The following is a 24,459-nucleotide window of genomic DNA, read 5'->3' on the forward strand; positions in this document are numbered from 1 at the left end:
GCACTCATCGTGCCCCCGTCTTGCGTTTCACTTATTTCTTGGTATAGATCTGATCGAAGCTGCCGCCGTCGGCAAAGTGAGCCTTGTCTGCTGCTGCCCAGCCGCCAAAGGCCTTGTCGATGGTGAACAGCTCCAGCTTGGGGAACTGGCCGGCAAACTCGGCTGCCACCTTGGTATCGGTCGGACGGTAGAAGTTCTTGCCAGCAATGCGCTGGGCCTCCTCGGAGTACAGATACTTCAGATAGGCCTCGGCCACGGTACGCGTACCCTTTTTATCGACCACCTTGTCGACCACGGCCACCGAAGGCTCGGCCAGGATGGACAGCGAAGGCGCGACGATCTGGAACTTCTCGGGGCCGAACTCCTTGAGTGCCAGATAGGCTTCGTTCTCCCAGGCCAGCAACACATCGCCCAGGCCGCGCTGCACAAAGGTCACGGTGGAGCCGCGCGCGCCGGTGTCCAGCACGGGCACGTTCTTGTAGAGCCTGGTGATGAAATCCTTGGCCTGTGCATCGCCGCCGTACTTGCGCTTGGCAAATTCCCAGGCTGCCAGATAGTTCCAGCGTGCACCGCCCGAGGTCTTGGGGTTGGGCGTGATCACCTGGATGCCGGGCTTGACCAGATCGTCCCAATCCTTGATGCCCTTGGGGTTGCCCTTCTTGACCAGGAACACGATGGTGGAGCTGTAGGGCGCGCTGTTGTGCGGCAGGCGCTTTTGCCAGTCGGCCTTGACATTGCCGTTCTTGACCAGGGCGTCGATATCGCCTGCAAGGGCCAGCGTGGCCACGTCGGCCTCAATGCCGTCGATGATGGAGCGCGCCTGCTTGCCCGAGCCACCATGCGACTGCTTGATGGTCACATCCTGGTTCTGCGTCGCCTTCCAGTGCTTGGCAAACGCCTGGTTGTAGTTCACATACAGCTCGCGTGTGGGGTCGTAGGAAACGTTGAGCAGCTGCACACCGGTTTGTGCAAAAGCGGGCAATGTGGGCAGAGCCGAGAGGGTCAAGCCAGCAATCAGACCGGCAGCCAGAGGAAACTTGATAAAGTTGCGACGATTTTTCATTGGACTGTGTTCTTGGAGTGAATGGTTAACGGGCTTCTGCCCCGTTGCTGTGCATTCTTGAGCCGCATTCTTAAAACTCAAACTACTAAGATTTCAGTTTGTTATTACCCAAACATCTGAAATCAACCAAGAGGACCCTACACATGGCACGTACCGTTCACTGCATCAAGCTTGGTCAAGACGCTGAAGGCCTGGATTTCCCTCCTGCCCCGGGCGAACTGGGCAAGCGTATCTATGAAAGCGTGAGCAAGCAGGCCTGGGCCGACTGGCTCAAGCACCAGACCATGCTGATCAATGAAAACCGTCTGAACCTGGCCGACGCCCGCGCCCGCCAGTATCTGGCTCGCCAGATGGAAAACCATTTCTTTGGCGGCGGTGCCGATGCTGCAGCCGGCTATGTGCCCCCCAGCGCCGAGTAAGTTCTTCTGACTCGCACACCAAGCCCCGTGGCCCTGCCCCGGGGCTTTTTTATGTGTGAATTCGCAGCAGTAACAACGAGATTGCACGACTGGTCAGCATGCGGCCGGTCAACGAAGACGGCCCGCTGATCGCGGCGGAAACGGCGTCGGACATCCCCTCCTTATGCCCGGCTTCATCCGTTAATTCCTCCCGGCGACCCAGCCCACAAGAGATGCTTGAAAATCCGCATCCTGAGACAATTCGCCTCGCGTGTGGCCCGTTCCATTTCAATGCCACGGCCCCGACCGTCGCCACCGAGCGGCTGATTGGCTCCCGCGCTTTGCCCCTGGCCGGACGGCTCTCGCGCGGAGCCCACCCGCGCTGACACATCCATCGTCCATGGTTCTCGATCCCTTCACCCTGCTCGTCCTCTCCGCGGCCATGGCCGCCGCCTCGGCGCTGTACCTGGCTGCAGAATGGAGCAGCGTGCGCGAACGCTCGCTGCTGCTCTGGAGCGCGGGGTTCACGATCATCGCCATGGGCAGCGGGCTGGCCCTGCTGCGCTCCAGCGGCTATGTACTGTTCGGCATCTGGTTCCCGAACGGCTTGCTGATCGCCGCCCACTGGCTGTTCCTGGCAGGCGTTGCCGGATTCACGCGCACCCGGCTGCCGCGCGCCTGGTGGCTGCTGGCCGCCGTCTGGCTGGCGATGCTGTTTCTGCCCGACGGGCCCTTGTGGTCCAAGACGATGCTGGGCATCCAGTCGCTGATGATTGCCGTCATCACCTTGCGCGCCGGCCTGCTGCTGCGCCCGCATGGCGCAGCGCTGAGTGTGGGCGCGGCGCAGCTGCGCTTCGTTCTGCTGGCACACGGCCTGTTCTACCTGGCCAAGGCCGGTTCGGCCGTGGCACCGGACGCCTTCGTCAACCTGGCCAGTTTCCGAGGCGCGGTGATCCTGGTCTCGCTGGTGGAAGGCGTGATGGCGATCATGCTGCTCGCGATGTCCATGACCGGCACCGAGCGCCATCGCCGTGAAGAGCGTATCGCGCAGATCGCCGCCCGCGACCCACTGACCGCCCTGGACAACCGCCGAGCGCTCTATCTGCGCGCACCTGAGCTGCTGCGGCAGGCCTCGCCGACCAGCCCTGGTGCCCTGCTGCTGATCGACATTGACCACTTCAAGCAGGTCAACGACCTGCACGGCCACGATGCAGGCGACCGCCTGCTGGTGACCCTGAGCGACCTCATCCGCGGCTCGCTGCCCCACGGCGCGCTGGCAGCACGACTGGGCGGGGACGAATTCGTGATTCTGCTGCGCAGTGTCTCCGCCGCCGCCGCGCAGGCGCTGGGGCAAAACCTGCGCGAGTCGTTCGCGCAGCAAGCGCGCGCCATGTTCGCAACGCCGGAGCCAGTGTCCCTGAGCATCGGTGCGACCTTGTTCGACCAGCCCGAGACCGAGCTGTCACATTGGCTCAAGCGGGCCGACGAAGCCCTCTACGCATCGAAGCGCAAGGGACGGGACCGGATGGAACTCGCCCCGCTTCCGCCAGGGCGGACGCAATGATGATCCTCTAGCCTCGACTGGAGCCAGTGCGGCAGCCCGGATGTACTTCACCTTCGGCGGTGCCCTGACCCCATGGTCGTTACCGTGATGCGCCCGAAGCGGATGCCCCTCAGAGGCTCAGGTATGTCTGCTTCTGGCAGGTTGCGGCTGTCGCCATTCGACCCAAAGCGGTCTGTCAGTTGGCGGGCCGAAGATCAATAAATTGAAATCCGAGGGGGTTTGAAGCTACGACTGCCGTGGCGATCTCCCCCTGCTTAGCAATTCGCCAAATTTTTTCTGAAACACAAGGGCTTATTTCCACTTGCGGGGTAGAAGCGATTAGCTTTAGTCGATAGCGGCAACCTTTACCTTCGTGCGGTGGGTACACGAATTGCACAGTTGTTTGAGTCTCATGCGAAGCAACAACGAACTGAAGGATTGCTGCAGCGATGCCGAAGGTGGCCATCCATCCTGCGATGAAAGTCACCATTGCACCCAGAAGCACAAAAAAGGTCCGTCGAGTTGGGCCAAAACGATTGAATGGAGCATCTGGGTTTGCATCACGAAAGAGTGCATAGGCACTCACAAAGGACACAAAAATCCCAGCGATCACTGCGGCTTGATGCGTAGAGTCACTTGGCAGGAAATTTCGGCGGTTAAGCCCAGCCCATATTCCAATACAAATGATTGCCAGTAGGAAGGCCGTGAACTGTTTTGCTCGTCGTGAATCCCCGCTTCGGAGTATCAAACCCATTCTGTCCCGCCCATAAAGTGATGACCAGATCACATTAGTCGTTCAGCAAATGATGCAGCATAACTTGCATCTTGCCTTTTCAAGCGGCTGCTCTTGGCCGATCTGCGACTGTCGCCGACCGCCCCTTAGGAGACAGTCGTTAGCGTGAAAAATAACGATAAAGTTTTGGTCCAACAAATAATGAGGCGGGACCGAAGACGATGAGCGAGAAAGCTAAAGAACCCGCGATGTTATGAAAATACTGATAGACGATGAAGATGATGATCAATTCAAGCGCTACGCAAAGTCCGAGCGTTAAGACCCCCTCCATTGTCAATAGCGCGGCAAAGAAGGATTTCATTTCTTCTCCTGTATGTCAGTCGGAACGACCATCAATTTTTGGTGCGAGTCGATCAGTGTGAACGACTACCATGTTTGGTTCACTTTTGAGCTTGGAGCTCAATCCCAACGAACACTTTTGACCGAAAGCACCGGCAGGACACGGCCCTGAGCAATCATTGAGGTTGGGTTCCGAATGGAGATAATTCTCAAATATGGAAGGACGCCGATCACTCAGACCTTAAAAATGAAAACATTTCTTCTTGCAATATCAACGGTTGCCTTCTTTGACGTTGCGCAAGCGATGTCTTTTTCAGTAGCAGTGCAAAAAATTCAGGTTTTTGAGCTTGCTAGGCATAGCTCGGCGTATTGCGAGAAGCAAGGTATGCCTACCAACCAATCCTATGTCAACTGGCTGACAAAAAGTGGAACTCATTTTTCGGAAGCGCTTTCAGCGGTTGAGAAGGAGGTGGGTAAGCAGGCCGTGTCAAAAGATGATCAGATCGTGGCCAGAGCGATCATCGTTAAAGAGATATCCAAGAGCGCGCAAGAGTACCTGTCAAAGAAAGGGGTTGACTGTGCGATGTTTGATTCAATCCTGCTGACGTATTCGCGCTTCCTGAAGCAATGAGCCTGTCAGATCAATAGCGGATTCAGCTTAGCTTCTAAAGCGATGCTTGGAAGTCTGCATCTGGCCGGGAGCACAGGCTCTGGACGACCCCGAGCCGACCTGCGCAGAGTTTGGACTCGCTGAACTCGTTCAGAGACCACTGAAGCCAACGACCCCCTTTGTCCAAACGACTTTCCCGTCAGCGTCTACTTCCCAGAAAACTTGGGCATGAGTGCGGTGCGCTAGAGAACCTTTTCCCTTTTGGTTGAAGGAGGCATAGCGGACGAGCGGGTCGGTATCACAGGCACCATGAAAGCTAAAGCCTTGCTTCAAAAGAAAGTTTGTCAGTGCTTCTTCGGTCGCCCCTGGAGGAAACGCTTCGAGCAGGCGCTGATTGAGTTCTGGTGAAATGGCCAGTTTGCGAATGCTTGAAACTTCTTCTGCCTTACGTGCAGGGCAAGCGGAAGAGTAACCACTGCCGGCACTAACCCCATGAAGAATGGCGGGAAGTTCCTCGTTTGCATTGGAACAGGCAGACACAATAAAGGCACCGGCCAAGAGTACAGCAGACTGAAGGCTCCTGGATGACGTCACGGTTAGGAAGCTAGAAGCCAGTTTGCACGTATCCATTAGATTGCATGCCTGTTTGACGCTGAATTTTCGGAGAACCTAATACTGCGGGCTAGAAGAAATTTCAGCAACACAAGATAGAAAGGATCCCGCTAACCCAACTCCGAAAGACTGCGAATGGCCGGACTGCGACAGTCACAGATCCCCCCATCGCAGCGCTTCGCGTGCTGTCGCCTCAGGTCTGCTTTGCAGACATTGCAGACCGAGAGGACTCACTAGCCGGCACTGAACCAGACAGGGTCTGGCCGCTACGCTCCAGAAAATACTTGAGCGGGGGCTTGAAACCGCAAGCCTGCGGCAGCTTCCATTCCTGGATACCGACAGCTCAGCTCGAAGCCTTGGCCAGTTGCTGCAGCTCAAGTTGCCTGGCAGCGCTGGCTTCGAGGTTTGCACGCTCTTCATCCAGATAGCGATAAATGCTTTTGAGGTCGGCGATTTTCTGCCTGATCTCCGCCATCTTCTTTTCAATGAGCTTGGCGCCGTCAGCACAATCGATCGTCTTGTTCCGCTGCGCATCCAGAATCTGCCCTATTTCCCCCAGCGAAAAACCCATGCTTTGCGCGCGCTGGATAAAGGTCAGATCCTGCAGAGTTTGCGCAGTGTAGACGCGATAGTTGTTGGTTCGTCGCGTCGGCGAGATCAGGCCGATTTGCTCGTAGTAACGCAAAGTATGGCGGCTGGCGCCGCTACGGGTCTCAAGTTCGCCGATTCTCATGAAAATACCGCTTGACTATAGAGTTAGGTCGACACTCTACATTTGATTTCTCACCCAACCAAGGAGCAGGAGAATGAGCGTGGAGTGCTTTGTCACGGGAGGGACCGGCTTCATCGGTCAACATTTGCTGGCGAACCTGAGTGCCAAAGGTCACACCGTCCGGGTGTTGATGCGCCACCCAGAGCGGCTGGCTGCACTGCGAGAGCAAGTCGACAATCTGGGAGGAATTGCCACCCGGGTATTTTCCGTTGCTGGCGACCTGGAGCGCGACAACCTCGGGCTGAGCCCTTCCGACCAAGCAGTGCTGAGGCAGGCCCGAGTCGTATTCCACCTGGGTGCCCATTTCGCTTGGGGGCTTTCATCGGAGCATTGTCGTGCGGTCAATGTAGAAGGGGCAAAGCGCGTGGCGCTGCTGGCGGCTGAGCAAAAGAGCCGCTTGGTGATGATCGGCGGCTACATGCTGAAAAATCATGAACATCTGCTGCGCATCGGAATTGACCCTCGTCATCCGGAGCGGACCAACTGGCCTGCCGTCTACCGGCACGTCGGTGCTTACGAGGCGAGCAAGCTGGAGGCGCACTTTGCGACTTTGCAGGTCATGTCCGCCAAGGGCGGGGAAGTTACCGTTGTCCACCCCGCGACGGTCTGTGGCCACAGCCGCACGGGGCATATCCTTGACGGTCAGCCTCTGGTGGCGCTGATACGCAACCTTGCGCAGGGAAAGCTGGCTGCAGTGCCCGGTACCGCCGAGCATTGGCTGCCACTGGTCACCGTGGATTACCTGGTTGAGTTGGTGGCAGCTTGTGCTTTTGATCCTGCCATGGCGGGCCAGGAACTGCTGGCGCTTGATGACCAAAGTCCCAACTTGCGGGAGCTCCTGGGACAGGTGGCACACCCCATGGGCCTGAAGCCTCCCAGGCATCACATTTCACTGCGATTGCTGAAGCTGCTGCTGAGTATTCCGCCCGTCGCACGGTTCTTGAATACAAGCGCTGAAGCCTTGGACTTTATCCAGACCACTCGCTTTGATACGGCAGCAGTCGAGCAATTTGCCAACAGGCATGGAATAGCCAAACCGGATATACGCCAGTCTTTGCAGCACACTGCAATGTTCGTCAACTCACATTGGGTAGCCAAGCACAGGGCTGCCTGACTTGCTCCTTGGGGCACCAAACAACATCAAGATCCGAGGTGGTCGTACAAAGCAGGACAGCGCGGTCTCGGACATGCCGCAGATGTGCGCTTGCCAATGTCCGCCAGTGTCTGCTGCACCGTTTCGACACACGCGAAAGCAGTCATCCAGATGATGTCGGACATGGCAGCAGATCGCATGGCTGGTCTGGGATGGAATCCGTATTCAGGGCTGACTGATCAACAAGTCGGCTAACGGCAATAGAGGTCATCCCCGCGACAAATTGGACGCGCACTCACGACAAGGTGGATGCGCACTCACGACAGCGGCCATAAAGCGTAATTTCATGGCTATCGACCACAAAACCAGATGGCGCCAAGCCCGCCAGGTTGCCGGGACAGGCATGTACATCGAAAACCCGCTGGCAGACGGTGCACTGGAAATGGTGATGGTGTCCGTGGTGAGCCACCTCATACATGGGCGTGCGCTCAGGCAAGTGGACCTCATGAAGAAAACCCTCTTCAGCCATCGCTTTGAGCGCCCGGTACACGGTCGCAATCCCCAGCCCAGGTAGCGCTGCCTGCGCCAGCTCCAGCACCTCCTGTGGCGCAAGCGGCCTGTCGGCCTTCGTCATGGCCTGCTCAATAGCCGCGCGCTGCTTCGTGGATCGTTGCTTGGAGGGGGTCATTGTGGCGAGGCTATGTCATGGAAGCGGGGGAGGCAATATTGTGCCCTGGCTCTCCCCTTGACCGCCCCCTACAGGTACTTGAGCCAGGTGATGTCGCGTCGACGCTGCTTGAGTGCAGCAAACCAGCGAACGACGGGATACAAGGTCACGGCCAGCAGCGCCGAAATCACCCATAGCCAAAGCAAACTGCTCAGCCCGAACAATTGCCCCTGGTTGGCCCCCCAGACCGCCATTGCGCTCAGGTACATGAACTTGAGCACGTACAGATGCAGCACATAAAAGAACATAGGCGCGGCCCCCAGCGTGGCCAGAAGCTGCAGCCAGCGGCTGCCTGCTGCTTTCTCGAACGCTCCCAGCAGCAGCAATCCGATGCCGAGCGTCAACAGCAGGAACAACAGTGAGGGCGGATACTTGGTGACATTGAACCAGGACATGACCGTCCGCAGCGTATCCGCACCGGCCAGCCAAGGTGCATCGCCATACAGGTTCAGCGTGCGCAGCAGCGCAAAGCCCAGCAGGCAGCTAACGCCTGCAACGAGCAAATGGTGCCGGCGCTGTGCCGGGTCACAGGCTTTGCCAAACCACGGTCCGATGCCGTAGCCCAGGGCGATCACACCAATCCAGGGAAGCAGGGGATAAGACGTGCGCAGTTGCAAACCCGCCAGCTCCAGCCAGCCACGGTCATGCAAGATTGCCCAGGGGATATGCATCACGTGATCCGCCGGGAAATGCACGCTATCGAACAGGTTGTGGCCTGCTACCAGCACCAGGCCCAATAGCAGCAAGGCCTTGCGTGGCAGCCACACCAGCACCGACAGGGCCAGCATGGAAAGACCAATGGCCCAGATCACTTGCAGGAAGATCTTGGTGGGGGGAAATTGGAAAGTCCAGGCGAAGTTGACTACCGTCACCTCCAGCAGCACCAAGAACAGGCCGCGCCGCCACAGGAAGCCTGACGCAGCACTCGCCTGACCCGCCTCGGCATGGCGGCTGGCATACAGATACGCCCCCAAGCCTGTCAGAAACACAAACACAGGCGCACACAAATGGGCCAGCATGCGCGGAAAGAACAGGCCGGGCGCAGTGTCTGCCACCACCATCGGGTCCGGTACTTGCAGATGCAGGTAAAAGGTTTCACGGACATGGTCGAGCAGCATGAACAGCATGACGAGACCACGCAGCGCATCGATCGATTGCAGACGGCCAGCACTCGCTAGCGAAGACGAAGAAGGTGACAAGCTGCTTGCTCTATTGATATTGAATTATCACTATCATATCAACTCTATGTTTACCCGCACATGTCTCCAGCTCTTGCCTTCCGGCAAGCAACCCATGGGTCCAAGAACGCAGGAGCACATGCACGCTGTCTTCCCTGAAAAACCTATCGAGACCTCCCGCCCCACCCTCTGCTCCCCTGCAATCGTCGCGGCCTTGTTCCTGGCCAGCGGTAAGGCCTTCGCCATTGGACAGGACGAAGCCAAAGGCTTTGCCGAGGGCAGTTCTCTCATCATGCGCAACCGCATGCTTTCAGAGCAGCTCGACTATCAAAATGGCAGCAGCTTTCGCGCCGCAAGTGGGCAAAGAGGCCAAACCCTTGCTCGCGAATCGGCCTACGGGCTAATGCTCAATTACGAATCAGGCTACACACGTGGCCTCGTTGGAGTGGGGCTTGATGCGCATGCCTATGGGGCCCTCAATCTAGGTACCGAAGCGAACCATGCACGCGCAACACCTCGCTACGTGGCCAGGAATGGACAAGAGATTGCCGATCGTTTTGGGCGCGCCGGCGCAGCGCTGAAAATCCGAATCTCAGCCACCGAACTGAAGGTGGGCGAGATGCGGAGCAGGTCCCCGCTCTTCAGTTCGTCCGATACTCGATTGCTGCCTGAAAGCAATCGAGGCTGGCAAGTCATCAGCACAGACATCCCTGCGCTCACACTGCAAGCCGGACGCTTTACCGGCTGGGCTGACCGCAACGCCCGCAAGAACGGTGCCGACCTGCTGGCCAACTACTCGGGCGTGACCAGCAGCTCCTTCAGCTTTATAGGCGGTACATGGCTCACACCCATCACCAACCTGACGCTCAGCAGCTACTACGGGCAATACGCGGACAACTGGAACACCGCTTATTTGGGAAGTTTCTACAAACTCCCCCTGCCAGATAAGCGTTCACTGTCGTTCAATCTGAATATCTATCGCAGCACCGATACCGGCAGGGCAAAGTCCGGCGTCATCGACACCACCACCTGGAGCTTGATGAGCAGCTACGCCATAGGTGCTCACAAATTCGGACTCGGCTACCAGAAGGTCCGCGGGAACAACCCGTTTGACTATGTGAATCGCGGCTCCATCTGGCTGGAAAATGCGATGCAGCTGTCCGACTTCAACGGTCCGCGCGAAGCCTCATGGCAACTCAGGTACGACGTGGACCTGAGCTCCATTGCAACCCCTGGATTGAGCGCGGGCGTGGCCTACACCAGAGGCTCCGGTATAGACAACAGCCGTCTCAACGCAGTGTATGCCAGCCGCCTCAGCTATTCGGCAGCCAACGGCAAACACTGGGAGCGAGACATTCAGGTTCGATACACGGTGCAACATGGGGCGGCAAAGAATCTGAGTTTGCAGTTGCGCTACGGAGTGCATCGAACGAATAAAGCGCAAGGTGAAGCCAATATGAATCAGCTTCGACTACAAGCGGAGCTTCCATTCAAGCTCCTGTAAACCTGAACGAACTGCCTGATTGGCAGCAATCAGTGATTCAATGCGGCCCCGTTCTCTTCCGATACCTGGCATGAAGCGGTCGACGGGGAAAGTTCACGGCCGACCGCTTTCAAGGGCAGGATTGAAATGGAGGTCCCGGCCACGAGCCGTCGCTGGAGGCAGGCGAAACTGACGCTCGGCGCAGGCATCGGATATCGGATATCGGATGGCGATGAGGAAGTACATGCAACCAAAGGGCGCGCAAGCGATCTTCATCCGAAATGAGAGAAGATGACCCACCCACGCTTGGGAATGACGATCAAGCCAGACTCATGCCCAGTTGCATAGAAGGAGCCTGGTTCTCTCAACGCCTCATTGATGCCGCGCTGCATTTCGGAGGGAATATCCGAGCACCCCTCGTTCATACCGGTCAGCCAGCCGTTTCGAACTATTTCGTCCTTCGGCTCAACGTAGGGTGTTTCCTTCCAGTCACTGTATTCACGCGCTTTATGCCGCCTGGCCTGCTTGGCATCTCTTAAGGCATCGAGCCCATTCGTGCGAATGCGTTCAAGCGAAAGCCCATCCATTTTGTAGATAGCTGCTCCGCAACCTTCTCTCAAGCCGCCGCTGTCCTCAATAAAAAGTAGTTCTTCAATCTCGATCGCCTCAGGCAGATAGCCTTCGTACCAGTAGCTGTTGAGGCCTGCGCAGCCTCGGGTTGCAAGGAGGAACGTAGCCACAATTGAAAGTGCCATCAAACTGAGCTTCATTGCGCCTCTCATATCGCCTTGGGGTAACCCTTCAGTCCAGCCGCCCCCCATTCTGCGGTCGGCTTACCCAGTCCGTCAGCCACTCTATGTCCGTATCCTTGTACTTGGCCGATCAGGCCAACCTCCAGACGCCTTGCCGCGAGATATCGCCGGTCACCTTCAATGACGACGGCTACTACTGGTTCCTTTACCGCTACTTTGAATCAGCAAACCTCGAACGCCACAAAGGCGAGCTGATTGATCTTTACGGTGGCGGTGTCATCGAAGGCTATCAACTGCATCGCCTTCGCACCGAGCTAGAGCAAGCAATGCAGGATGTCGCGCATAAGCCAGACTCCTGGCTGGTTCTCGTTGGCTGGCAGGGCGAGTGCGTTTCCGCCGAGACGGAGGACTGGCGCAAAGTCGAAAAGCTCGAAGTGCTTGACCTCATCACTTCGCTCCTCGCACTCATCTCGTCAAGCTCCCCTACGCGAAAGCTTGTCTGCGATGGCGACTGAAGCACCGAGCCTTCGCCCATCATGCCGTTGACGAACAGGCCCACGAGCGCTCCGGCCCGAAGCATGGCCACAGAATCCGACAGCTGAGAGTAGAGCACCGCCATGATGCCCGAGCCCATCAGGAAGATCGGGACGATCAGGCAGCTTGCGGCCTGTGCGGCCCACATCGAAGCCTTGCTCAGGCTCAGTCATCGGTGCGCATTTCGTGGATCGGTGGTGTTAGCCCCTCCAAGGAGGGCCTGCCCTCCCTGCTTTCATGCACCAATCCATCACAACCCATTGATTGGATTGGATTGAATTTCCAGAAAACGAGGTTTTGCAGAGGCCCCCTCATGCTTACTTCACCAGTTCACGCCAGCTAATGCGTCTACCCAGCGGCTTGGGTGCGCCATAGGGAATGTCAATGTCCAAAGGCTTGTCCCTGTTGCCCGTCGTCGATATGTGATCGGTTGCCTTGCCATCGCCTGTGATGGTGGTGGCATGTCCCGAGATCGTTGAGCCATCCACCATGGTCGAAACATCGCCCTTGCCATCCGGCCCTTGGGTCACGGCCTGACCAGTGTTGAAGTCCAGATAATTGATCCAGCCATAGCCCCCTGCCAGGCATACATCGGGTGAAGGCACGTTGCTGGCGATGACCAGGGTGGAGTTGGCCAGGCGCATGTCGAAATTCACGCGCTCGCCTGAGTCGGGCAAATCTACGTACCAGCCCTTGGCATCATCCTTGCAGTCAGTCGAATTGCCCAAGCACTTTATCGTGCGCGTGCGCTGGCCGCCCGCTCCAGTACTGGGCTCCAGCAGCATCTGATTGAGCCGGCTGCGCAGCGACTCCCCCGAAGTGCTATCCATGTTGTCATCGAAGCCATAGACGCTTTGCGTACTCTTGTCTGCAAGATCGGATGAACCATACAGCCTGCCGGTGCCCACCAGGATGCGCGGCCTCTCGGTTGCCGCAGAAGTGGGTACCAGTTCAATGCGCGTGGTAATGGGCTGGGGATTGCTGCTCTCGTCCACGAGTTGCACCACCTTCTTCGCGCCAATGGCTGAGCCGTCCTTTTTGAACTCGAAGCGCCAGATATTGCCTTCCAGATCGCCGCCGTACAGCAGCTGCGTAGTGTTGTCGATGGTTGGGTTGCGCACGTAGTTGTTGATCTCCCTCAGGCCGCTGCCTGCCGTGCCAATCGTGTGGATGATGCTGCCGTCGTTGGCATCAAGCACATAGAGATACCCCTTGTTGTCAATGTTGTTGTAACCCGAGGTCAGGAACACTGCCCAGCGGCCGTCTGGCAACTTGGACACCAGTGGCCGGCCAAAGCTATGGCCCATGGTGGAGATGGTCGTGCTGTTGACCTCCCACAGCGGCTTGGGGTCCTGCGGGTGGGTGATATCCAGCGCATAGTAGCCCTTGCCGCCCTTGTTGAATCCGCCCACCAGGATGGTTTTCCAGGTGCCGCCGGCCTGGATGTCGGCCATCACCGCAGAGCCGTCCACGAAGTAGCGATGACCGCCCTCATAACTGGTGCTGGCCAGCCTGGGCAGCTCTGGCATCACGGTCGTCGGCACAAAGGCCCAGGCCTCGCGTGCAGCGGTCTGCACCAGCTTGCGGCCTTCGGTGCCAGAAGCCGTCGGGTCCACCTCTGCATAGAAGGCATGCAGCATGCCATCGTTGCCGCCCACATACACCATCGGCGTGCGGCCGCGCTGGGCCAGCCGAAAGGCGCTATGGCCTGCATCCCGGTACTTGCGCAGTGGCTCCCCCACATACAGCGGCTGGGAGCCGATGATGTCCCCCAGCCTACTCTCGCGCGTACGATACAGCTTGCTATTGTGGTCCTTGGTGAAGCCTTCCTTGCTCTGGTCGCCACGGATGAAGTTCACCAGATTCTGGCCCAGAGCCTCCTGCTGTTGCGCTTGCGACATCTGGTCGTACTGTGCCAAGCGGCTCGAGGCATTGGTGCCACTGAAGTGGCTTTGCAGGCTGTCCAGCCCGCTCCATGTGAAAGGCTTTCGCGTCTTGCCGTCCATGAAATAAATGGTACGGGGGTCGTTGGCCTGATCACGGGCATCGAGCCTGGCACGTGCCGACCAACCATCAATCTGTGTGCGCTGGCCCGATTGCGGATCGATCCTGTAGGCCAGCAGATCGCCAGACCATCGGCCGGTCTTGTAAGTGGCGCCGTAGGCGTAGTTGCTGTCGGCATCGACCAGTGCAGAGGACACCGCCACGCCGGCGCCCGACCCCATGACGGCGCGGATGTCTGTAAACACCTCGCTCAGGCCGGCCTCAATGGCTTTGGGATCATTGGCACTGAAGTACAGGCCCCGGCCATTCACGGCGGTATGCCAGAAATCATCGATGGATTGCCGTTGCTCGTAGTTCGACGTGCCCTCAGTGGGCCAGATCGGCCAGGTCTTCTTGCCCGTGCGCAGGTCGGCGAAATCGCCCGCACCATTCTTGTAGTTCTTGTCGTACTTGAGCGTCCCCGAAACGCCCATGCCAATGACATAGGTGCTCATGTGCTGCCATGTAGCCTTGTCATCCTCCGCTCCGCTACCTGCGGGCTTCACCACATTGTCGCTGTCAGGGCGAAGGTCGGTTGCATAGTAGTACTGGGCCACGTCGGCCAGCGAGTTGGTGCTTCCTCCTTGGGCGTCTTGCATATTCAATTCTTCGCAGGGCAGCTTGCCACAGCCCGTGTGGGTTGCGGGAAGCTGTGTCCATGGCGGCGTTCCTGGCTGCGGCCGCCCGTTCGGGGGTTGCTCAAGCGGCTCCAGTGCAACCCATTCCTCAGGTGCATAGCATCTTGCAGGGGACTCCAGGTCACCGCTGAAGTCAATTCGCCTACCCGTCGACACTGTCCCCGTCTCGATCGTGCCGGTCATCGCCTTCTTGTCGGACCAATACCTGCCCTCGTAGATCTTCTTCCTGCCAAAAACTTTCTCGCAGGTCGCCGCAGGGCAATTGGCGGGTTTGTCGGCCACGATTTCGCTAGTGGGCTGGCCCACGCCTGCGCAGTCCGTCACCTTTTTCGTGCTCGCGTTGTAGCCTGGGACGCAGCCTTCACCTTGGAGCACTGCGACGGTGTGGGGGCCATCCTTGACACACTGGATTTCGACACCATTGCCAGCCGTACCCTTGCCGGCCTCGCAAGCCGCAAAGTCCGCTTCGGACTGCAAGTAGCTCAGTCCGCCCGCCCCTTCATCGACCTTGCTACAACTGCTGGTGGTCCAGCCATTGGCTTGCGTTGGATTCCCGCCCCCATCCAGCCCAAGCAGCGAAGATTCGCAGGAGCCGAAGGCCATGTCCGTGGTCTCGGAATTGCCTCTACAGCCTGAAACGCTCTTGAAACCTATCATTGATTCCGAGCAGGAAGGCACGGATCTGCCTGGCTCGGAGACACTGGTGCATATGGTCTGCGTCCAGTTATTGGTCGCCGAAGCCGCGCTGGAAGTGCACTGATTCGCTGCAACGTCAATCGGATCGGAGGCATCAACAGTGCACCAGCTGACAATACAGCCATTTTCTGCCGTGGCAGCCTGCGGCGTGCAGGTGCCTGGAGCCCTGGGGCCACCTGCCGGGGGCACAATGCCCTCCTTGCCTGGCGCTGGCTTGCACGATGGCGGGTCTGGGACTTCGCCTTTGTTTTTGCACTCGCGGCCGATCCAGCCATTGCTTGCCGAGGGAGCCTCAGCCCGACAGGTCTGCGCAGGCCGCCATTCACTGGCTCTTTGCTCGCAGCTCAGGCCCCCCGAAGCATCTGTCCGGCAGGAGTAGTAGCCCGGCGCAACCGGACCGCTCCAAGTGCTCGGCAAGGGCGTGCATTCATAGAAATATCCGTCCGCGTTGGCGCCGGGTTTGCAAGAGTTCGGAGGGACAGTCGCGACCGAAACAGGGTCCCCACGGCTGCCGCACTGGGTATTCATGCGCACCGATGTGTCAGCAATGGGACCCGGGGTACAGAATGCGGTCCACTGCTGGCCAGAAGACTTTGTGCATTCCGAATACAGGTTGTTGCTGGATGCATCCAGCACAGGGGTCGTCGTAATCTGGCAGCTATTGTCCGTGGCCGATCCGGCCGACACTTTCACGCAACTGGTCGTCCTGAATCCGTTGTCCTTGCTGGGCGACACCTGTTTGCATTCGTCGGCTGTGACGAATTTTTCTTCCTTGTGCCCCCTGTTGCAGTTGGAGAACTGCACCATTGAAAGAGGATTGCCGCCATGGCCTTGCGATGCAGCCAGGATTTCGCGCTGCAGGTCCGGGTGAATGGCCCCGCAAGAGGCAACAGGCCCGGAATAAGGTGCGACCCAGGTACCGTCACATTTGATGAGCCCCAGTCCCTGCACATACTGGCCATTTCTGCCACAAAAATCCTTTGCGCTGACTTGTATGGGCACGGTCTCGCACTCGACCTTGAAGAATCCGTCTGCGCCGGCTGAGCAAGACTGCACCACGCTCCACTGGTCGCTGCCCTCCAGCCTGCAGCCGCCCGCAAATTGATTGCACACGTTTTTGTCGGTGGTCTTGAGGTCCTGTTCGCCCACGGCAGGGTTCTTGTACCAGTAAAAATAGCGCTTTTGCCGGGTCTGAATGGCCAGGGCCGAAGCCCATGGCGTCTGTGTTTCCGTACTCCAGGTGGTTGTCGACCTGAAGCGGTATTGCGTCTTGGTGACATAGTCCCAGGTAAGCAATTGTCGGTAGAGCTTGCGGGTGACCGTGTCTTTCCTTTGCGAATTCCAGTAGGAACGGACGCGCTTGGGCCATAGCAGCTCCTCCTCTTTGTTGCTGATTTTTCCGAAGTGCTCTCGCAGCGTATTCGTGCTTTTCTTCGCCCATTGAAGAGTGGCGGTGCTCCACTGCTTCTTGAGAACGTCCTTCTTGACGATCTTTTTGTAGGTGGTCTCGGTCTTGGTGCCGCCCCCTGGCGTCGTGACCTTCCAGCCCAGTTCGCACTGTGCCAACTTATAGCTGACGCTGGCATCGTGTACGTCTTTGGTACCGCCGACCGAGCCATCGAAAATAGGCCGCGGCCGCAGTCCATCCGCATCGGTCAGCGATGCCGGCGGGCCGTCCTGCTGGCCTACCAGGGTTTGGCCATCAAGCTTCACAGGCCCTGCGCTCTCTTGGCCGATGTTCCAGTACCCATCAGTGGTAACAATGGCGTAATGGCGCTGGCAGGCCGACACCACGGGGTCGACGAAGGGCGTCATGCTGGCATTGATGCTGTCGCTTTGGCCTGCATAGTAGCGGCCCACGCGAGCCAGCGCCTCGCGGGCGGGCGAGGTGCCGCCGGTCTTGACCGTCTGTATGGCCTCGAGCCACTGCTGCTTGCCCTCTGTATTGAAGTCAGCTACCGGTAGAAACTTGCTGTGGGGCCCGACACCGGGATTGGCCACGGTCAGAAAGCCGATGCGAAAATTGTCGTTCAGTGTGGAAAAAGCCAAGCTGACCGACGACTTGGCCATATTGATGCGCGTGCGGTAATAGCTATACCAGTTGGCGAAATTTTGCCTCTGGGCGGCTGGTATGGCTCGGCGTGTCCACCATCCGTCCGGACCGCCGCCTCCATAGATGTTGGGACTGCGCTGGTCGACGCGCAGTGTGCCGTCGTCCACACGCGCTGAGTTAAAGTTCCAATTACTGCTGCTGATTTTGTTGCAAACACCGATATTTTCGGACGGCTCCTCAAAGTGAGGCTCTGGCATTCTGCCGGCAGCGTAGTAATTAAGCCATTCAAAGAAATAGGCTGGCTGGGCGGGATCTTCATAAAGCGCCCTGCGGCGGGTGTCGTTGTCGTAGGCCTGGAATTTCTCGGACAGGTCTACCATCCCCAGAGACTGGTCATAGCCGTCCTTCCAGGCGTTCTCAAACGCAGGCGTGTCCATGTCCCGGCCATCGGGCCTCTTGGGCAGCACATAAGTAGTTTGCGGGTTGTAGTACAGCGTATTGCATAGCGCGCTTTTGTAGCCGACGGGAAAGTAGGTGGTGGCGTCCTGCTCCCAGTCATCGGGCATGTGGGTCCACTTCATGGAGTCAGAGGTGTCCAGAAGCAGCATCACGTTCGGCTTGTTCTGGTCGGCCATGATGCCCAGCGGCGTATCCGATATCTGCACGACATCCTGGGCCGGAGCGTCGGCCACGGCCATGCGGCCAGCGATGACCAGCATGCCCAAACCGATGAACCCTGCCAGCGATGCCGCCACGAATGGCCGCAGCCTATACGTCAGTTTCTGGTGCATCTCGAACCTTCCTTTTCCGATCTCGGGTAGCCCGAGTGCCTGTCTGCCTGTCGGCCTGTTGGTCTGCATTCATGCCGAGCTGTCCACGGCCTGCGTTCTGCCGCCATCCATGACCCCCCACGGTCAATACACAGTCATCTGCACACTGCTCAGGGTGCTGCGCGGGCCCGTGGCGCGTGCGGTGATGCGGTACATGGGGCGGGCGTTGCAAGAGGAAACACTGCCTGCCGTCTCTGAGGGGCCTGGGCATTCCAGCTCCTGCGGCAGCACGCAGCTTTGGCCGGGCGCATCCCAGCGGCCGGCATCCCTGCACAGCCGGTGAATGAGAAATTCCACCTTGTTGCCCAGGCCATCGTCTTCGGTGACCAGCTTGGCCTGGCTCCAGTCCAGCGGCGCCCTAGGGTCATGGCTGGCGAAGTAGCCACCGTCAGCGTCGGCCTCCAGCGTCGTACTGCCAGCGGAATACAGCGCATCGAGCTGGGCCATGCCTCTTTCCAGCCCCAAGTCGGCACCCGATGTGGCCCCTTGCTTGAGCGCAAGGCTGCCTGCCATGCTGGCGCCCTGAGTGGAGGTGCGCACCACGGCCAGGCCGGTGAGCGTCATCACCAGCAGCACGATCAATGCGACCAGAAGGATGACGCCGCGTTGCGGGGCCTGCTGGGGCTTGGGGCGATGTGTGGGTGAATGCACGGCTTTCATAACTGCTGCCCCCACAGCGTGTTGCGCAGCGGAACAATGCTTTCGTATACCCGGTAGCGGTAGTGCATCCATTCATCCCCGCCTCCCATGCTGAATTGCTTGGTGCCGTTGGCCCAGCGGGGTGCGGAGTTGGTGACTTTGTCTTTTTCGTAGTGCGGAATACGCATCAATACGGCGATACGCACGGCAAGAACCTGCTCCCACCTGGTTGCATTGGGGGAAAGCGAGGCGGTCCATTCGACTTCTTCATCGATCGCGCCATTGGCGTTGGCGTCATAGCCGTATTCGGCCTGAAGTTGAAATATGTCATGGGCCACGGCGACCTTGTCCGTCTCGGTCTCGTCGAGATGGTTGTAGCGGGTCAGTTGCTTCTTGTCGTCCACGCTCCAGACGGTGAGGGTGGGCTCCGGCCCCAGGCTGTAGAGCATGCCTTCGCCCAGACTGCTTTTGCTCGAATCCAGGAGGCTGATGTGAGCGCCATCATTGCGCGTGGCGTCGACCTCCTTGCCTTGGTAAAAATCCTGGTAGGAGCCGGTCTTTCGATGGACCTTGTTTTTGTTGGCGGCTGCCGTTGCGGATGTCGGGTCGGCGCCGGCGGTCACTTCCATCAGCAGGCAGCTGTCGGTGAAGCTGTCGCTGGTGCCCAGGATCACATCGCCGGCCTGAAAGCCCGCATTGGACCTCTCCATCTTGAATTCACCGCCACTGCTGCCCACATAGCGGGCGCCGGCAAACATATTGCTGGACGAGCCAGTCAGCACCCAGATTCTCCCGTCTGCTATGCGCACGGGTAGCAGCGGGAAGTCGAAAGCGGCCGTGCTGCGTCCGCTGTTGTAGGCTTTCACTGAGCAGTTGAGATAGCGCGCGTCGATGCTTGCAAACCCCAGCCCTGCCGAGCGGATGTCGCGTTCAATGGCGAACAATGCCATGGAGCCTGCCGTCTGCGCTTCACTGATCGAGACGATGGTGCGCCGTCGCCCTTCGGACGTTGCATACAGCTGGTAGATGGCCAGCATGCTGGCCAGACCTATGGCCAACCCCACCATGATTTCGATCAGGGAAAAACCGGGGGACCGCCCCATCGCCAGCGGCGTTCCGCATGGGATTTCGTATGGGAGCTTGCGTTTGTGCATCGGCATGCCCTAGTGCACAAAAGCCTGGATCTGGTAGTTGCGCACGGCCGGGTCATTGGGCCCTTGCCAGCACAGCGTGACCGTGATCCGATTGTCGTTCGCTGCATCCACCCTGACTTGCTGCATGGCAGCCGTGGCGCCAGGCAGGCCATGTACGTTGGCCTGTTCACCCCGTGCGGCTTTGAGCACGCCTTTGAACGAGGCGTCTCCTGCGCTACTGCCGCTGAAGTCGCACATCTCGCCATCGGGCTGGTGCTGGAACGCTGCGAGCGAGTTCGCCAGATTGTCTGGCGAGCTGCGGCTCACTTTGAGCTCGATCAGCCGCACGATCTGCGAAGCGAACATGCCCGCCTCCGTGCGGTACTGAGCATGGCCGGCCCAGGTCGCGGACTTCATGGTCAGCCCGGCAATTCCGAGGATGCCGGTCATGACGATGATGATGGACACAAGTGACTCGATCAGCGCAATGCCGTGCTGGTGACGGCCCTGTCTTGCGCCTGTACTCACGGGGCGCGAGGTCAGCATTTGCGGTTATCTCCGTTGTTTGAAATGCCTGGATCGCACAAACGAACCTGCCCGCCAAGCGATATGACGACATGCAGGCAGCGGGGACCCTGCGGATAGCAGGTGTCCGCTACGGGACCCAGGAATTTGACGATCTGGTTGACGGAGGCCGCACCCTGGCCATCGAACTGCACGACGGCCTTGTTGGCCGCCACGTGCAGTCCCGTTGTACGTGCTTCCTCAGGATCTTTGCTGGCAACCCAATCCACTCCCTCGAGCGTGCTCCAGTCGACTTCCTGCGGACCACCTGCCAGCATTACCCAGCCGAGGCCATTCACTCTGGCAGTGGGCTGTGAAGCGCGGGGATCATCGGTCAGCAAAAGCCGTACCTCGGCATTGCGACGTACGGCCTCGGCGCGCGCAAGTTGTGCGCCGCTGTAATAGCTCTGTGCCGCTGCGCGGATGCGAGCGTCGGTCAGGTAGGCGCTGGCGCTGGGCAGCGTCATCAGCATGAAGAAGACTGTGAGACCCAGGCCCACGAGCATCTCGACAAGGGTGAAGCCCTGTACGGCGCGGCGCATCAGCAACTTCCATCCTTGCGTGAAGACCAGCAATTGGCTTCAGGCTTCGTCCAGCCAGTAGGCGTTGCGGCAGTCTTGCGCACGCCCTGGGTGTCAAGGGTGAAGACAAAACCACCCATGCTGCCCTTGCCTGTGGCGGTGACCTTCGGGGGTGTTTCGTCCAGGGCGCAGGTGTACTTGAAATGGCTGGTTTCCGCAGGCAAAGGCGCGATCGAGTCCGCCGAGCAGGCACCGGTGTACGTGCGGTAATCCTGGAAATACTGCTCCAGCTTGGCCCCCATGTCCGCAAGAGGCACCAGGCCATCAACGATGCGCCCGCGCTTGAGGTAGTCGCTATAGCTAGGTACGGCGATTGCCGTCAGGATGCCGATCATGGCTATGACGATCAGAAGCTCGATCAGTGTGAAGCCTCTCACACACTCACTCTTATGCATTGATACTCAGTTTTTATTAAATCCAGGGCTCAATTCAGGGCGCAATCCAGGGCGCGAATTCAAGCAAAAACCCGGAAAAACCCCACAGCAAAAAGCTCAAAATAAGACAATTCTTATAGGAACCAAGGAGTTCTGCGCGTAAAGTAAATTTTTCAATCCGAGTTCCATGGATTAATCATAGGAAATATTGTTGGCGCCGGAATTAACAACTCCATCATTAGCATGATTTTCATTTTCTATTCCTTTCCCACTCATGAATATCCGCCCAAACTGCAACTTCCGGTTCCTCCGGAGGTTCTGAGTTGATATCGTTTTCGTTCTCTTTATTTTTTTCCCGAGTTCTGCGAACAGTCACCAAAACCAACCATAACAACAAAAACAAGAACGTCATACTTAATGAGTACCATGACCAATCCACAACTGGCTCAACCCCCATTAACTTCAATACCGAAACAACTGCACCCAATAGAATCAATAAATACATACCATTTCCCCTGCCGAACATGTGAAATATGCAGATTTCAATCGAAAGATATTGACTTCAATGCAAGTTTTTGATCGGCGGCAAGCTATTACGTTAGATGCGCATGCAAGTCAATGAAAAAAGAGAACAGCAATTCCCAAAGCCAAGAAGATCATTACCATTCGGTTCTCACAAGCACCCAATAAATCGCCTCTCTTGCAAGGATGAATGACCATAGAAATCAATGTCCTAGCAGTGATATGCAGCATCTGAAAAACCAGGCAGGAGTGCCTGTTTTGTACTGAAATGGCAAATCTTGCCACTCATGAATAATAGTGCCCCGACTTTTCCCATCAATCACCTGCTTAGCACCTGCACTACAGCTCAGATCTCCACCAAGAATTATCAATAATTAATTTCAGAAAAAAAGAATATCCGTCCTGATTATTGATTTATCGTACATGTTTTTGGCGACCTTCTTGAAAATGGAACCGATGAGCTCTATTGGACAGATCACTCCTGAGCAATAGAAAATTTCCTCAGCGCCCTATATATCCACGAGATCCACGCAACAGCCTCTCTGGGAAATCAACAAGCAATCATCGAAAAAATCATGGAAAAATGCAGTAAGAAAAACAGTTATTCAGGCGTTTGGGATCCTCCGCAGCAATTGACTCCTGCCTCACGCCTGCGTAAGCAGTCATGGTCCGCGCTTGAATATAGACTGGAGGAAACTTCACTTCCGCTGATTGATAGCATCAAGATCCTTCATTCCAGTGAAGGGTGCGGATGGGGCGATTTAGCGGCAGCGATCACTCAGGAGTCTCCGCACACTATTGAGCACCGACCTATCTCCAGCATATGGATTGCGATGGCGCTGACTCCAGCAGACATTCAGCGGAATGCACACGGGGAAAATTTTGCAGGCTTGCTTGAACCTCAGGCGCTTGTCATAACTCCGCCCGGTGAGGTCGTTGTAGATACGATAGACAACAATCCCCGCACGTTGCATTTCTTCCTGAGGGATAGTGTGCTTAGAGAAGTCGCTGAAGACATATTCGACTTAGGGAAGGTGAAATTTCACTACAAGGCTTCGTTCGGCGCCACCGACCCCATATTGTCGCAACTGATGCGCGCAACCAAACAGATGCTTTTGGAGGGGCTATATCAGGACTGGCGCAGCGAGTACCTCGCACGCGCAATTAGCAGCCACATCCTCCAGCGGCATTGTGTACTTGACGGCAAGGAGTCCCCTCATGCCGACGTAAGGCTGTCAGAGTCCCAACTCAGAAAAGTGGACGAATATATGCGTTCACACCTGGAGCGGCCTTTCACATTCGGAGAATTGGCCGCATATGTTGGCTTGAGCCGTACCGTACTTTTCCAGCGATTCACCCGAACCTTGCATCTGACGCCCCACCAATATCGACAGAATCTGCGGGTTGCACAGGCCAAGGAGCTCATTAAAAATGGCGAAATGACGCTCTCCGAGATTGCTAGCGCTTGTGGGTTTTCTGACCAAACCCACATGAATCGCACCTTCCGACAGCAACTGGGGGTGACACCTGGTCAGTATCGCAGGGACATTGAATAGAGCTCCTCGACAGTAAAGAGTCTGCCATGAACAATCCAGTTTTCAGACTCGGCTCGGTGGTTTTCTCCCAGCCTGAGTGGAACCATCAGCGAGAGCACATGAGAGTCTTGTGCCCGGTAATGAAGGTTGTATTTGGCGGGGAGCAGGACATGGGACGCCTGGGGGAAGGTCAACGCCGAGCAGAAGAATGCCGGGATGGCATTGACCCTGCGGTCGCCGAATGACCGCCACCATGCTCGATTTGGCCATAGACAGCTGCTCTTTCGTCCATTCACTTGCGACCCCGAAATCAGGCGCAGGACGATTTGGAGCTCACATCGAATGTCTGCTCCAGGCATTCATGACGCCCGCAGCCTACCGGTCATGAGCTCGCCTGATGGGTTTGAAACGAATAATTGCCGATCCATCCAGTGTGAACCTGCTCGCGGCTTAATGAACCCACAGCACCTCAAACTGCTGTCGGAGCGGAGCGACCTGTACCGACACCTCATCACCTTCAAACTTACCCAGCATAGCCCTGCCCAAGGGAGCTTTGCTGCTGATGACCTGGATGAGTTCAGAGCCGTTGAGCAACTTCATGTTCCCCCCATCCGGGCCGAGAAAGATCTGTTGTTGCCTGTCGTCTGAATCCACCAGGCAGATCAGTGCGCCGAGCTGTATACCTTGGCTGGCGTTGTAGGACTGCGGGCGGAACTGGCGCCAATTGGCCATCGCTTGGCGGATGGCTTCTGCACGACGAGCTTGGCCAGCAGCCAGGTAGGAAGCCTCCAGACCCAAAGTGTCGTATTTGTTTTCGGCAATATTTTCCTCATGGGTCGCCGCTTCATGGGCAACCCTCGCTGCCTGCTCGACTTGCACAAGGTCCTCGGCGAGCCGTTTCAGCACCTGCTGCTGCAACAACAATTTATCCATAACGAAAGGTAGGCATCTCGAACAAGTTGGAGGTCTTGATTATGAAGGCCCCCTCCTCCTTTCAACGCGTGTACTGACTAC

23 protein-coding genes are annotated in these 24,459 nt (G+C 57.5%); 7 read left to right on the forward strand and 16 right to left on the reverse strand.

Going from position 1 to position 24,459, the window contains the following annotated elements:
• Positions 1-31: 31 nt before the first annotated feature.
• Positions 32-1,063 (reverse strand): sulfate ABC transporter substrate-binding protein, encoded by a 1,032-nt coding sequence (locus P353_RS06805; protein WP_034367141.1) that lies wholly within the window; start codon positions 1,061-1,063, stop codon positions 32-34.
• A 143-nt stretch (positions 1,064-1,206) separates the two neighbouring features.
• Between P353_RS06805 and P353_RS06810 the strand changes: the two genes are divergently transcribed.
• A complete protein-coding gene (locus P353_RS06810) occupies positions 1,207-1,482 on the forward strand; it encodes an oxidative damage protection protein (RefSeq protein WP_003053502.1) in 276 nt (91 codons plus the stop codon).
• A gap of 379 nt (positions 1,483-1,861) precedes the next feature.
• The gene (locus tag P353_RS06815) at positions 1,862-3,025 is read left to right on the forward strand and encodes a GGDEF domain-containing protein (RefSeq protein ID WP_034367143.1); all 1,164 of its coding nucleotides are present in this window, start codon (positions 1,862-1,864) and stop codon (positions 3,023-3,025) included.
• Between the two features lie 175 nt (positions 3,026-3,200).
• On the opposite strand, the gene P353_RS29060 is transcribed toward P353_RS06815, so the two are convergent.
• Positions 3,201-3,758, reverse strand: coding sequence for a hypothetical protein (locus tag P353_RS29060; RefSeq protein WP_157839532.1), 558 nt, complete (start codon positions 3,756-3,758; stop codon positions 3,201-3,203).
• A gap of 139 nt (positions 3,759-3,897) precedes the next feature.
• Positions 3,898-4,098 (reverse strand): hypothetical protein, encoded by a 201-nt coding sequence (locus P353_RS06820; protein WP_034367145.1) that lies wholly within the window; start codon positions 4,096-4,098, stop codon positions 3,898-3,900.
• 174 nt (positions 4,099-4,272) lie between these two features.
• Between P353_RS06820 and P353_RS06825 the strand changes: the two genes are divergently transcribed.
• On the forward strand, positions 4,273-4,707 hold the full coding sequence (locus tag P353_RS06825; RefSeq protein ID WP_034367148.1) for a hypothetical protein: 435 nt from the start codon (positions 4,273-4,275) through the stop codon (positions 4,705-4,707).
• Between the two features lie 129 nt (positions 4,708-4,836).
• Here the strand turns inward: P353_RS06825 and P353_RS29065 are convergent, their stop codons facing one another.
• Positions 4,837-5,244 (reverse strand): hypothetical protein, encoded by a 408-nt coding sequence (locus tag P353_RS29065; protein WP_157839533.1) that lies wholly within the window; start codon positions 5,242-5,244, stop codon positions 4,837-4,839.
• 397 nt (positions 5,245-5,641) lie between these two features.
• Positions 5,642-6,031 carry a MerR family transcriptional regulator gene (locus P353_RS06830; protein ID WP_012839044.1) on the reverse strand — a complete coding sequence of 130 codons (390 nt, stop codon included), beginning with the start codon at positions 6,029-6,031 and terminating at the stop codon, positions 5,642-5,644.
• Between the two features lie 73 nt (positions 6,032-6,104).
• Here P353_RS06830 and P353_RS06835 point away from each other — a divergent pair, with 73 nt between their 5' ends.
• A complete protein-coding gene (locus P353_RS06835) occupies positions 6,105-7,184 on the forward strand; it encodes an SDR family oxidoreductase (protein ID WP_034367151.1) in 1,080 nt (359 codons plus the stop codon).
• 274 nt (positions 7,185-7,458) lie between these two features.
• Here the strand turns inward: P353_RS06835 and P353_RS06840 are convergent, their stop codons facing one another.
• A complete protein-coding gene (locus tag P353_RS06840) occupies positions 7,459-7,851 on the reverse strand; it encodes a Fur family transcriptional regulator (protein WP_034367154.1) in 393 nt (130 codons plus the stop codon).
• 68 nt (positions 7,852-7,919) lie between these two features.
• Positions 7,920-9,089, reverse strand: coding sequence for a DUF1624 domain-containing protein (locus P353_RS06845; RefSeq protein WP_080750461.1), 1,170 nt, complete (start codon positions 9,087-9,089; stop codon positions 7,920-7,922).
• A 118-nt stretch (positions 9,090-9,207) separates the two neighbouring features.
• On the opposite strand from P353_RS06845, the gene P353_RS06850 reads away from it, so the two are divergent.
• Positions 9,208-10,572, forward strand: a complete 1,365-nt coding sequence (locus P353_RS06850; protein ID WP_052084761.1) for an OprD family outer membrane porin — start codon at positions 9,208-9,210, stop codon at positions 10,570-10,572.
• Positions 10,573-10,823: 251 nt separating this feature from the next.
• Here P353_RS06850 and P353_RS06855 read toward each other — a convergent pair whose 3' ends face one another.
• Positions 10,824-11,321, reverse strand: coding sequence for a hypothetical protein (locus P353_RS06855; protein ID WP_034367160.1), 498 nt, complete (start codon positions 11,319-11,321; stop codon positions 10,824-10,826).
• Between the two features lie 86 nt (positions 11,322-11,407).
• On the opposite strand from P353_RS06855, the gene P353_RS29480 reads away from it, so the two are divergent.
• Entirely contained in the window at positions 11,408-11,818 is a 411-nt protein-coding gene (locus P353_RS29480) for a hypothetical protein (RefSeq protein WP_198529033.1), read from the forward strand.
• Between the two features lie 336 nt (positions 11,819-12,154).
• On the opposite strand, the gene P353_RS06865 is transcribed toward P353_RS29480, so the two are convergent.
• The 7 genes from P353_RS06865 to P353_RS06895 form a co-directional block, all read right to left on the reverse strand.
• On the reverse strand, positions 12,155-18,058 hold the full coding sequence (locus tag P353_RS06865) for a pilus assembly protein (protein WP_034367166.1): 5,904 nt from the start codon (positions 18,056-18,058) through the stop codon (positions 12,155-12,157).
• A gap of 123 nt (positions 18,059-18,181) precedes the next feature.
• Positions 18,182-18,748, reverse strand: a complete 567-nt coding sequence (locus tag P353_RS06870; RefSeq protein ID WP_157839534.1) for a pilus assembly PilX family protein — start codon at positions 18,746-18,748, stop codon at positions 18,182-18,184.
• 5 nt (positions 18,749-18,753) lie between these two features.
• A complete protein-coding gene (locus tag P353_RS06875; protein WP_080750463.1) occupies positions 18,754-19,896 on the reverse strand; it encodes a PilW family protein in 1,143 nt (380 codons plus the stop codon).
• Positions 19,897-19,899: 3 nt separating this feature from the next.
• Positions 19,900-20,415 carry a hypothetical protein gene (locus P353_RS06880; RefSeq protein ID WP_034367175.1) on the reverse strand — a complete coding sequence of 172 codons (516 nt, stop codon included), beginning with the start codon at positions 20,413-20,415 and terminating at the stop codon, positions 19,900-19,902.
• The gene (locus P353_RS06885; protein WP_034367178.1) at positions 20,409-20,975 is read right to left on the reverse strand and encodes a GspH/FimT family pseudopilin; all 567 of its coding nucleotides are present in this window, start codon (positions 20,973-20,975) and stop codon (positions 20,409-20,411) included. The genes P353_RS06880 and P353_RS06885 overlap by 7 nt, the downstream gene beginning before the upstream one ends.
• Positions 20,975-21,391, reverse strand: coding sequence for a type IV pilin protein (locus tag P353_RS06890; RefSeq protein WP_052084762.1), 417 nt, complete (start codon positions 21,389-21,391; stop codon positions 20,975-20,977). Before P353_RS06890 ends, P353_RS06885 begins: the two co-directional genes overlap by 1 nt.
• Before the next feature lie 247 nt (positions 21,392-21,638).
• Positions 21,639-21,893, reverse strand: coding sequence for a hypothetical protein (locus P353_RS06895; RefSeq protein WP_157839535.1), 255 nt, complete (start codon positions 21,891-21,893; stop codon positions 21,639-21,641).
• 592 nt (positions 21,894-22,485) lie between these two features.
• On the opposite strand from P353_RS06895, the gene P353_RS27460 reads away from it, so the two are divergent.
• Positions 22,486-23,466, forward strand: coding sequence for a helix-turn-helix domain-containing protein (locus P353_RS27460; protein ID WP_080750464.1), 981 nt, complete (start codon positions 22,486-22,488; stop codon positions 23,464-23,466).
• Between the two features lie 429 nt (positions 23,467-23,895).
• On the opposite strand, the gene P353_RS06910 is transcribed toward P353_RS27460, so the two are convergent.
• The gene (locus P353_RS06910; RefSeq protein ID WP_034367187.1) at positions 23,896-24,378 is read right to left on the reverse strand and encodes a GreA/GreB family elongation factor; all 483 of its coding nucleotides are present in this window, start codon (positions 24,376-24,378) and stop codon (positions 23,896-23,898) included.
• Between the last annotated feature and the right edge of the window lie 81 nt (positions 24,379-24,459).

It is taken from the genome of Comamonas testosteroni, assembly GCF_000761245.1.
Taxonomy (GTDB): domain Bacteria; phylum Pseudomonadota; class Gammaproteobacteria; order Burkholderiales; family Burkholderiaceae_C; genus Comamonas; species Comamonas testosteroni_C.